Genomic DNA, 10,597 nt, shown 5'->3' on the forward strand with positions numbered 1-10,597 from the left:
ACCGACTACACGTTCCNGAGTGAACACGGAGTTCTCCGAGGAGGCCTTTTTCCCCGACGAGGACCGGCTGGAGACGTACTCGAACCTCCCGGAGCCGTTCGCGCCGACCGACTACACGTTCCTGCGGGTGCTCACCCTGTTCGAGGAGGAGTTCGAGCAGAGCTTCGTCGGGAGCGTGACGCTGTACGTCGACCAGTCGGTGCGAGACGACGACGCCTTGGAGCTGATCGACCGGACCACGCGCAACCCGCCCGACACCTTCGAGACGACGGACGAGCGGCGGGCGGCCTCGACCAGCGTCGTGACCGTCATCGAGGATCAGGCGGCGCGGGACCCCGAGTTCGCGGCCGTCGTCGACCGCAACGACCGGCTCGGGACGGGCGTGCCCGACCGCAACGTCGACGAGGTGTACGACGCGCTGCTCGACTCCTCCGCCGAGGGACAGGCCCGCGGCTACCTCGCGGACGACCGCGGGAGCGCGCGGATCGACTACACGATCCGGCCGGGCGTCGACAACTCCGAGGCGGTCGCCGACGTGCGCGACCTGGCCGAGCGCACCCCGCTCGAGGCGGTACCGACCGGCGACCTGGTGGTCAACGAGGCCGTGATCGACCGGCTCACCGAGTCCGCGATCCGGAGCCTCTTCGCCGCGTTCGGGCTCACGGCGGTCTTCCTCGCGCTGTCGTACGCCTACCTGGAGGGGAGGGCCGTCTACGGCCTGCTCAACCTCGTGCCCGTGCTCGTCACGGTCGGGCTGCTCGTGGGATCGATGCGGCTGTTCTCGATTCCGCTGACGCCGATCAACGCCCCGATCCTCTCGGTGTCGATCGGGCTCGGCGTGGACTACACCGTCCACTTCGTTCACCGGTTCGTCGACGAGTACAAGGCGGGACACGCGATCGACGAGGCGCTGGACGTCACCATCGCCGGCACCGGGGGCGCGCTCACCGGGAGCATGCTCACGACCGTCTGCGGGCTCGGCGTCCTGTGGCTCGCGGTGATCCCGCTCTTACGTGACTTCGGCGTGTTGCTCGCGCTGGGCGTGTTGTACGCGTACCTCTGTTCGATCCTGCTCGTCCCGTCGCTCGTCGTCGTCTGGGACCGGTACGGGGACCGGGTCGGACTCGGGCTTGACGGGAACCTCCGCGGGTCGACGGGGAAGCGGGCGAACTAGTCGCTCGTCGAGCTCTCAGCTCCGTCGGCGCGCTCGGGGGTCTCGTCCCCTACGCGCCGCGACTGGACCTTGCCCGCGAGCACCGCCGCGACGTAGACCGCGACGGCGACGAGGACGATGGTCCCGCCGGCGGTCGTGTTGTAGCGGAACGACAGCGTGATCCCGACGAGCACGGCGATCTGCGCGAGCACGACGGAGGCGAGCAGCGCCTCGCGGAACCCGCGCGCGAGCTGGGCGGCGGCCGCGACGGGGACGACGAGCATCGCTGCGACCAGGATGACGCCCATGATCTGCATCGCGCCGACGACGACGAGGGCGGTCAGCGTCGTCATCAGGCGGTTGTACCACGGGACGTTGACGCCGGCGACGCGGGCCGCGGTCTCGTCGAAGGTCACGTACAGCAGCTGTTTGTACGTCACCGTGACGACCAGCGCGACGACCGCGAAGAGGACGACCAGCAGGACGGCGTTCTCCCGCGAGACCGTCGAGAGGTTCCCGAACAGGTACTGGTTGATGCCGACCGCGAGCCCGCCGGAGTTCAGGCTAATGAGGACCGCGCCGAGCGCGAACCCGGTCGAGAGCACGATCGCCATCGACACGTCGTTGTACGCGTCGGTCGTCTCGGAGATCAGCTCGATCGCCAGCGCGGCGATCACGGCGACGACGATCGCCGTGACGTACGGGGAGATCCCGGTTCCGAGCAGCGAGTTGACGAAGAGCCCGACCGCGACGCCCGCGAACGCGGTGTGCGCGAGCGCGTCGCCGATCAGCGCGAGCTGGCGGTGGACGAGGAACGTGCCGATCAGCGGCGCCATCACCGCGATGAGCGCGCCGACCAGGAACGCGTGGTGCATGAACACGTAGTCGAGCATCTCGATCCCCAGTCGCTCGCCGACCCAGCCCAGCCCGTCGCTCCACAGCCCGACGAGCCGGGCGAGGAGGTCGTAGGGAGCGGAGACGAGGGGAACGGAGAGGAGAACCGCGGAAAGGGCAGCCGGCGTCACGTGACGATCCCTCCCTCCTCGCGCCGGACGTTCGTCCCGTACGCGCGGTCGAGCGCGTCGCTCTCGGCGAACGCCGTCGGGTCGCCGTCGAAGTACACCTCGCGGTTGAGACAGACCACCCGCGAGGCGTGCTCGATGACCGCGCCGATGTCGTGTTCGACCAGCAGGACGGTCAGCCCGTCCGCGACGAGGCCGTCGAGGAGGTCGAAGAAGGCGTCGACGGACTCGGCGTCGACGCCGACCGTCGGCTCGTCCAAGACGAGCAGCTCCGCCTCGCCGGCGAGCGCCCGGGCGATGTAGGTCCGCTGGCGCTGGCCGCCGGAGAGCGCGGTGATCTTCCGGTCCGCGAGGTGTTCGATCCCGACCGTCCGGAGCGCCTCGCGGGCGTGCTCGCGGTCCGCGGCGGTGACTCGACCGAACCCGGCGTGCGGGAACCGGCCCATCAGGACGACCTCGCTCACCGTGATCGGCATCCGCTTCTCGTCTTCCGTCACGTCCTGGGCGACGTAGCCGACGCGCTCGCGCTCCGCGAACGCCCGAGCGGGGTGGCCGAGCAGCTCCGCCGACCCCGAGTCGGCCTCGTGGAGCCCCAAGAGGAGCCGGAGCAGCGTGCTCTTCCCAGAACCGTTGGGACCGACGATGCCGACGTACTCGCCGCGCTCGACCCGGAGGTCCACGTCCTCGACGACCGGGGAGGCCGCGTACCCGAACGTCAGGTCCCGGGCCTCGACGAGGGGGCCGTCGCCGTCTCCGGTGTGTGACCCGCTCATGGCTCGAAGTTGCGCCCGTAGTCGGCGAACGTCACGTCGTCGGGGTCGTCGACGCCGAGCAGGATCCGGAACGTCGGGAGGTTCACCTCCCGGGCGATGTCGAAGTATCCCCACCCGCGCTCGACCCACGACTCCGCGGTGCCCGCGTACGGCGTCACGGGGTAGTACGCCTCGATGTCGGTCTGTTCGAGCAACTGGCGCGCCGGTCGGATCGGCTCGAAGACGGCGGCGCCGATGTGGCGGATGTCGTTCGCGGCGATCGTGTCCTGCGCCCGCTGCATGTCGGCCGGGCGCACGTCGTTGCTGGCCGCGAGGTTCACGACGAGCGGCTCGATCGTCGCGCCGTACCGCTCGGAGACGTACGCGAAGGCGTTGTGCGCGGCGAGGAACGCCACGTCGCGCTCGGCCGCGTCGAAGACCGCCTGCCACTCCTCGTCGAGGGCGTCGAGCTCCGCGTCGAGGGCGGCGGCGTTCTCCCGGATCGCCGCCTCGTGGTCCGGGTCGACCGCGGCGAGCCCGTCCGCAAGGTTCGCGACCGCGCCCTTCGCGCGCCGCGGGTCGAGCCAGAAGTGCGGGTCCTTCGCTCCCTCGACCGCCTCGTCTTCCGTCAGCGAGTCGGCGAGGTCGATGAGGTCGACGCCCGCGCGGGCGTTGATGAGTTCGGTCTCGGTCGACTCGGCCGCGAGCGTCTCGATCGCCCGGTCGACCCACGGTTGGAAGTCGGGGCCGACGTGGACGAGGGCGTCGGCGTCGGTGATCCGGCGCTGGATCGACGGGTCCGGCTCCCAGCCGTGGCCGTGGAGCCCGGTCGGCACCAGGTTCTCGACCACGATGTCCGTCCCCTCGGCGAGCGAGTCGGCGAAGTCGTAGAACGTGAAAAACGAGGCGACGACGGTGTAGCCGTCTCCGTTCTCGTTCTCGTCGCCCGTCTCGTTCCCCTCTCCGTCCGATCCCGCGTCGGCCGCGTTTCCGGTGCAACCCGCGAGGCCGCCCGCGAAGGCGCCGGCACCGATCGCGGCGAAGCGGCGCCGAGAGACGCTCGACGAGCCGTTCGCGTCAGTGTGCATACCGGTGTTTAGAGTGGGCGTATATAATACACTTCTGGTCAAAGAAAAAGATTAGATTAGTCTAATTCTCTGTGGCGGATCGATCGACCGCCCTCGCCGACACGACTTTGTCCCCCGGCGCGGACGGGTACGTCGATGGCTGAAACCTCCACGCGCGAGCGGTTCAGACGGAACGCGAGCGGTATCGCGGCGACGGTCGTGACGGGGACGTGGCTCGCGGCGCTGCTGCTCGATTTCGGCTGGTGGCTCCCGTTCATGCTGTTCGGCTACATCGTGATCGTACCGGTGGTCTCGATGCTGTTCGACGAGGACGAGGAGGCGGAGCGCGTCGATGATGGCAGGCGCGAGCGGTCCGAGGCCGGCAGGCGCGAGTCGACCGCCGAGGCCGGCGTTGGGGAGGAGCCCGAGCCGGTGCAGGACGCGCTCGATCGGCTTCGGGCCCGGTACGCCGAGGGCGACCTCACCGACGAGCAGTTCGATCGGAAGCTCGACCGGCTGCTGGAGACGGAGACGCCGGAAGACGCCGCGGAGTACGTCGAACGGAACCGCCGGGCCGAGGCGGAGTCGGAGCGCGACGTCGAGCGCGAGCGCTGAATCGTCGGCGGCATTTATAAGGACGGGCAGGGTTCGTGGGTCGGTCCGCAAACCTCAAGCTTCAATGCGCGCGGCCGACTCCACGGCGTATGAGCGACCAACAGCTCCGGAAGGAGGCGCACGACCTCGACGTCACCGTCTGGGTCGGGAAACACGGCGTCGACGCGGTCGTCGACGAGACGGCCGACCAGCTCGACGACGCGAAGCTGGTGAAGGTGAAGTTCCTCCGGGCGGCCCGGGGCGGGACGACGACCGACGAGCTCGCCGCGGAGCTGGCCGAGGCGGTCAACGCCGATCTGATCGAGACCCGCGGGAACACGGCGGTGCTGCACTGATGAGCGCCGCGGCCGACGGAACTTCGGTCGTCGCGATCTCCGGGGCGCTGAACCCGTACCTCGGTCCCGTGACCGGCCTCGTCATCGACGCCGCGATCTTCCTCGCGGTCGTCTTCGCGACGTACCTCCTTTATAAGGTACTCATCACGTCGCTCGTCCAGCGGCTGTTCGACAGGCAGGGCCTCGACGAGCACGCCCGGCGCCCGCTCCAGAAGATCGTCGCGTTCCTCGTGCTGTTCGCGGGCGTCACCGTCGCGTTCGGCGCGGCGGGGTATCAGGGCTTCCTGCGGTCGCTGGCGACGATCGCCGCCGCGGCGACGCTCGCGATCGGCTTCGCGCTGCAGGACGTGATCAAGAACTTCGTCGCGGGCGTCTTCATCTACACGGACAAGCCGTTCCGCATCGGCGACTGGATCGAGTGGCAGGGGAACTCGGGGGTCGTGGAGGACATCTCCTTCCGGGTCACCCGCGTGCGGACGTTCGACAACGAACTGCTCACGGTGCCGAACCACACCCTGACGAGCGACGTGGTGAAGAATCCGGTCGCGAAGAAGACGCTACGACTGAAGTTCGTCTTCGGGATCGACTACGAGGACGACGTGGACAAGGCGACCGACATCATCGTCGAGGAGGCCGAGAAGAGCGACGCGATCCTCGACGACCCCGCGCCGTCGGTGCGGCTGACCGAGCTCGCCGACTCGTACGTCGGCCTGCAGTCGCGGATCTGGATCGACGATCCGTCGCGGGCCGACTTCGTGAAGGCGCGCGCCGACTACGTGAAGGCCGTCAAGCAGCGGTTCGACGAGGAGGACATCTCGATCCCGTTCCCGCAGCGGACCGTCTCGGGGCGGAACGAGTGGACGGACCCCGCGTCGTTCGGCGGGGAGGCGTAGGCGCTCGTCGGGCGCGTCGGTGTCGGCTCTGGGACGTATCGGTGGCTCTCGTCGGGCGCGTCGGGTGCTCTCGGCGGCGGCGACACCCCGCGGACCCCCGCGGCGGTCCGCGCTGCCCCCGATAGTAACGAACTTGAGGGTCCGGTAACTCGTTGTCCCCATGCATGTGGTCGTCATCGGGGCCGGCGAGGTCGGCACGAGCATCGCTGGGAGCCTCGCGTCGGACCACGAGGTCGTCGTCGTGGACGTCGACCCCGACCGCGCGGAACAGCTCAAATACGAGATCGACGTGCTGACCATCGCCGGGGACGGGACCACCTCGGAGATCCAGACGGCGGCGGACGTCGGCCGCGCGGACATGGTCATCGCCTGTACCGACAACGACCAGACGAACCTCGTCGCCTGCGGCACCGCGAAGACGCTCGGCGACGGGTTCACGATCGCCCGCGTGAAGAGCACCGACTTCCTCCGGACGTGGCAGGGGAACGAGGGCGCCTTCGGCGTCGACTTCATGGTGTGTACGGACCTGTTGACCGCCGAGAACATCGTCCGCGTCATCGGCCTGCCGGCGGCGATCGACGTCGACCCGTTCGCGAGCGGGCTGGTCCAGATGGCCGAGTTCGAGATCGACGAGGCGAGCCCGGTCGCGGGACAGACGGTCTCGGAGGCCGACCGCTTCGAGTCGCTCACCTTCGTCGGGCTGTTCAGGGACGGCGAGATGACGATCCCGCGCGGGGACACCGGTATCGAGGCCGGCGACCGGGCGGTCGTGATCGGGAGCCCGGAGAGCGTCCAGGCGTTCGCGACCGACGTGGCGCCGGAGACGACGCCCGACCGCGCCGACGAGATCGTCGTCGTCGGAGGGAGCGAGATCGGGTACCAGACCGCCCGACTCCTCGAGGAGCGCGACTTCAAACCGCGGCTGATAGAGCGCGACACCGACCGCGCGCGGTGGCTGGCGGAGAACCTCCCGAAGACGGTCGTGATGGAACACGACGCCACCGACACGGAGTTCCTCACCAGGGAGCACGTCGACGACGCCGACATCCTCGTCACGGCCCTCAGCTCCGACGAGAAGAACCTCCTCGTTTCGGTGCTCGCCAAGCGACTCGGCGTCGACCGGGTGATCGCCGTCGTCGACAGCCCAGACTACGTCACCGTCTTCGAGGAGATCGGCATCGACATCGCGATCAACCCCCGCACGGTGACCGCCGAGGAGATCACGCGGTTCACCTACGAGAGCGTCGCCGAGAACATCGCCGTCCTCGAGAACGATCAGGCCGAGGTCCTCGAACTCGAACTCACCGAGGGGTGCGGGCTCACCGGCCGGCCGATCTCGGAGATCGTCGCCGACAGCGACGCGCGGTTCGTCATCGGCGCGATCACCCGCAATCACAAGCTGGTCACCCCCCGCGGGGACACCGTGCTTCAGGCCGGCGACCACGTCATCCTGCTCGTGGAGTCCGACTCCGTGAGCGAGATCACCTCGATGGCGTGAACGATCCGTGACCAGCACGATCCGAGTGGGCTGGCGGGCGAGCGTGGGCCTCACCGGCGACGTCCTCGCCGCCCTCCCGGTCCCGCTGGCGTTCCCGCTGCTGATCGCCCTCTACTACGGCGAGTCGCCCCTCCCGTTCCTCGCGGCGATCGCGGTCTCGCTCCTGCTGGGCGCGGGGTTCCGGTCGGTGCAGGACCCGTCGGTGGACCTCGGGCCCCGCGAGGCGTTCCTCGCGGTGGCGCTGATCTGGTTCCTCGTCGCCGCGGTCGGCGCGATCCCGTTCGTCGTCGCGGGGGTCGGGACGGTCGCGCACCCGATCAACGCCATGTTCGAGTCGATGAGCGGGCTGACGACCACCGGAGCGACCGTCCTCGTCGACTTCTCGCTTCACTCTCGCTCCGTCATGATGTGGCGGCAGGTGATCCAGTGGCTCGGCGGGCTCGGAATCTTGATCCTCGCGACCGCGGTGCTCTCCGAGATCGGCGTCGGCGGGGCCCAGCTGATGGAGACGGAGTCGCAGACCCAAGACGTCAACAAGCTCACGCCGAAGATCTCCCGGACCGCGCAGCTCATCTGGGGGATCTACTTCGGGCTCACCGGCCTCGCGGTCGCCGTCTACTTCCTGCTCGGACTCGCGTTCGATCCGCGGATGGACCNGCAGCTCATCTGGGGGATCTACTTCGGGCTCACCGGCCTCGCGGTCGCCGTCTACTTCCTGCTCGGACTCGCGTTCGATCCGCGGATGGACCTGTACAACGCGGTCGCGCACGCGTTCACGTCGGTCGCGACGGCGGGGTTCTCGCCCGAGCCGCTGAGCGTCGGCGCGTTCCACCCGGTCATCCAGTGGGCGGTGGTCCCGTTCATGGTGATCGGCTCGACGAGCTTCGTCCTCATCTACTTCGCCATCAACGGCGAGCCGATGCGCCTGTTGCGAAACGAGGAGTTCCACTTCTACCTCGGCGCGATGGGGACGCTCGCGTCGGTCGTCGCGCTCGGTCTGTTCCTCGATCCGAGTATCACTTTCGGCGCCGAGGCGACGCTCCGGCACGCCGTGTTCAACGTCGCGTCGATCGTGACGACGACGGGGTACGCGAGCACCGACTACGTGCTGTGGGCGCCCGCGGCGAAGCACATGCTGTTCATGGGGATGTTCATCGGCGGGATGGTCGGGTCGACGACCTGCTCGATCAAGTCGCTCCGATGGCTGGTCGCGCTGAAGTCGTTCCGGCGGAACCTCTACACCGCGATCCACCCGGAAGCGGTGCGGCCGGTCCGCATCTCGGGAAAGCCGATCGACGAGGCCGCGATCCGCGACATCTACGCGTACCTCCTCCTCAGCATCGTCATCTTCTTTCTGCTCACCGTGGTCGTCGTCGTCGACGCCGAACGGGCGAACCTCCGCGTGACAGAGTTCGAGGCGCTCGGCGCCGCGGCGACGACGTTCCTCAATATCGGCCCGGCGTTCGGCGAGGCGGGCCCCTACGGGACGTTCGCGACGTTCCCGCTGAGCACTCGAGCCGTGATGGTCGTCCTGATGTGGATCGGCCGGATCGAGATCATCCCCGTGCTCGTGCTGTTCACGAGAGCGTTCTGGACGTCGTGAGCCCGGTTTCGCCTCCCGTCGCCGCCCCTTCGACAGTTTAATACAGCGAACGGGCCACTCCCATACCGATCGAACACACATGTCTTGGGGCGTGAACTGGAAGGCGAGCGTGGGGCTTCTCGGGGTCGGGATCAAGTACCTCGCGGTCACGATGCTGGTGCCGCTGGTCGTGGCGGTCGCGTACGGCGAAGACATCTGGGTGTTCCTCGTCTCGATGGCGTTCGTCGCCGGGATCGGGCTCGCCGTGGAGCGGGTCGACCCGGACCCGGACCTCGGGCCGCGGGAGGCGCTGCTGTTCGTCTCGCTCGCGTGGCTCGCGGCCGCGGCGATCGGCACCGTCCCGTACCTGCTCGCCGGGTACGGGACGGAGTCGACGATCGGGCTCCAGGCCGGGTCGTTCGGCGCGCTCACGGAGTCGGTCGTCAACGCCCTCTTCGAGTCGATGAGCGGGTTCACCACCACGGGCGCGACCGTCCTCGGGGAGATCAGCACCGACCGCCACTCCCACGCCGTGCTGATGTGGCGCCAGCTCACGCAGTGGCTCGGCGGGATGGGGATCATCGTCCTGATGATCGCCATCCTGCCCGAGGTCGCCGTCAACGGCGCCCAGCTGATGGAGTCGGAGGCGCCCGGTCCGGAGCTCCAGAAGCTCACGCCGAAGATCGCGGAGACGGCGCGCGCCCTCTGGCTCATCTACTTCGGCTTCACCGTCGTCTACATCGCGATCCTGTACGGGCTCCACCTCGCCGGGATGGCGCCGAACATGGACCTGTTCAACGCGGTCGCCCACGGGTTCACCACGCTCCCGACGGGCGGCTTCTCGCCGCAGGCCGACAGCATCGCGGCGTTCTCGGCGGTCGTTCAGTGGGTCGTCATCCCGTTCATGGTCATCGCCGGCGTCAACTTCGCGCTGTTCTGGCACGTGTTGCGCGGCGAGGCCGAGGTGATGCTGAAGAACGCGGAGTTCCGCGCGTACGCCGGCGCGCTCGCCGTCGTGACCGCCGTCCTCGCGGTGCTTCTGTTCCGCGGGGCCGCGCCGACGATCGAACTCGGCGGGGCGACGCAGGGGGTCACCGAGAACTCGCTCCGGCAGGCGGCGTTCCAGATCGGGTCGCTGCTGAACTCCACCGGATACGCGACCGCCGACTTCGCGGAGTGGGACACCCACGCCCAGATACTCCTCATGTTCGCGATGTTCATCGGCGGCTCGGCCGGCTCGACCGGCGGGGGCGTCAAGATCGTCCGGTGGCTCATCGTCGGGAAGGCGATCCGCCGGGAGCTGTTCACCTCGGCGCACCCCGACGTCGTGCAGCCGATCCGCCTCAGCGGGAGCGTCGTCGACGAGGATGCGATCCGCGGCATCATGTCGTTCACGCTCCTCTACGTCGTCCTGTTCGGCGTCTCGGCGGTGTTCCTCTCGCTCGACGCCGCGCGGATCGGGGTCCAGCTGACGATGCTGGAGTCGACGAGCGCGTCGCTCGCGACGATCGGGAACATCGGTCCGGGGTTCGGCCGCCTCGGGCCGTTCGGGAGCTACCTCTTCTTCCCCGACACGTCGAAGCTGCTGATGGTGTTCCTGATGTGGATCGGCCGGCTGGAGATCGTCCCCGTGCTCGCGGTGTTCATCTCGGCGATCGACACCCGCTGAGACGGGCGCGG

At 68.8% G+C, this 10,597-nt stretch carries 9 protein-coding genes and 1 pseudogene; 7 read left to right on the plus strand and 3 right to left on the minus strand.

The features are described from left to right. Positions 1-19 precede the first annotated feature (19 nt). A pseudogene (locus C469_RS03045) lies at positions 20-1,174 on the plus strand (efflux RND transporter permease subunit); the annotation flags it as partial. Here the strand turns inward: C469_RS03045 and C469_RS03050 are convergent. The 3 genes from C469_RS03050 to C469_RS03060 are packed head-to-tail and all read right to left on the minus strand — an operon-like array spanning position 1,171 to position 4,015. Continuing rightward, on the minus strand, positions 1,171-2,178 hold the full coding sequence (locus C469_RS03050) for a metal ABC transporter permease (protein WP_008003783.1): 1,008 nt from the start codon (positions 2,176-2,178) through the stop codon (positions 1,171-1,173). The pseudogene C469_RS03045 and the gene C469_RS03050 sit on opposite strands and share 4 nt — an antisense overlap. Continuing rightward, the gene (locus tag C469_RS03055) at positions 2,175-2,948 is read right to left on the minus strand and encodes a metal ABC transporter ATP-binding protein (protein ID WP_008003784.1); all 774 of its coding nucleotides are present in this window, start codon (positions 2,946-2,948) and stop codon (positions 2,175-2,177) included. The genes C469_RS03050 and C469_RS03055 overlap by 4 nt, the downstream gene beginning before the upstream one ends. After that, positions 2,945-4,015, minus strand: coding sequence for a metal ABC transporter substrate-binding protein (locus tag C469_RS03060; RefSeq protein ID WP_008003785.1), 1,071 nt, complete (start codon positions 4,013-4,015; stop codon positions 2,945-2,947). Before C469_RS03060 ends, C469_RS03055 begins: the two co-directional genes overlap by 4 nt. Before the next feature lie 135 nt (positions 4,016-4,150). Between C469_RS03060 and C469_RS03065 the strand changes: the two genes are divergently transcribed. From C469_RS03065 to C469_RS03090, 6 genes are all read left to right on the plus strand, one after another. After that, positions 4,151-4,609, plus strand: a complete 459-nt coding sequence (locus C469_RS03065; RefSeq protein ID WP_008003786.1) for an SHOCT domain-containing protein — start codon at positions 4,151-4,153, stop codon at positions 4,607-4,609. An 89-nt stretch (positions 4,610-4,698) separates the two neighbouring features. Then, positions 4,699-4,944, plus strand: a complete 246-nt coding sequence (locus tag C469_RS03070; protein ID WP_008003787.1) for a YhbY family RNA-binding protein — start codon at positions 4,699-4,701, stop codon at positions 4,942-4,944. Further along, entirely contained in the window at positions 4,944-5,837 is an 894-nt protein-coding gene (locus C469_RS03075) for a mechanosensitive ion channel family protein (protein WP_008003788.1), read from the plus strand. The genes C469_RS03070 and C469_RS03075 overlap by 1 nt, the downstream gene beginning before the upstream one ends. 160 nt (positions 5,838-5,997) lie before the next feature. Next, on the plus strand, positions 5,998-7,335 hold the full coding sequence (gene trkA / locus C469_RS03080; RefSeq protein ID WP_049910972.1) for a Trk system potassium transporter TrkA: 1,338 nt from the start codon (positions 5,998-6,000) through the stop codon (positions 7,333-7,335). Positions 7,336-7,342: 7 nt separating this feature from the next. Then, positions 7,343-8,938: a TrkH family potassium uptake protein gene (locus C469_RS03085; protein WP_049910974.1), complete on the plus strand. Its 1,596-nt coding sequence runs from the start codon at positions 7,343-7,345 to the stop codon at positions 8,936-8,938. A gap of 79 nt (positions 8,939-9,017) precedes the next feature. Then, positions 9,018-10,586 carry a TrkH family potassium uptake protein gene (locus tag C469_RS03090; protein WP_008003791.1) on the plus strand — a complete coding sequence of 523 codons (1,569 nt, stop codon included), beginning with the start codon at positions 9,018-9,020 and terminating at the stop codon, positions 10,584-10,586. Positions 10,587-10,597 lie beyond the last annotated feature (11 nt).

Origin of the sequence: Halorubrum lipolyticum DSM 21995, from assembly GCF_000337375.1 — an archaeon.
GTDB lineage: Archaea > Halobacteriota > Halobacteria > Halobacteriales > Haloferacaceae > Halorubrum > Halorubrum lipolyticum.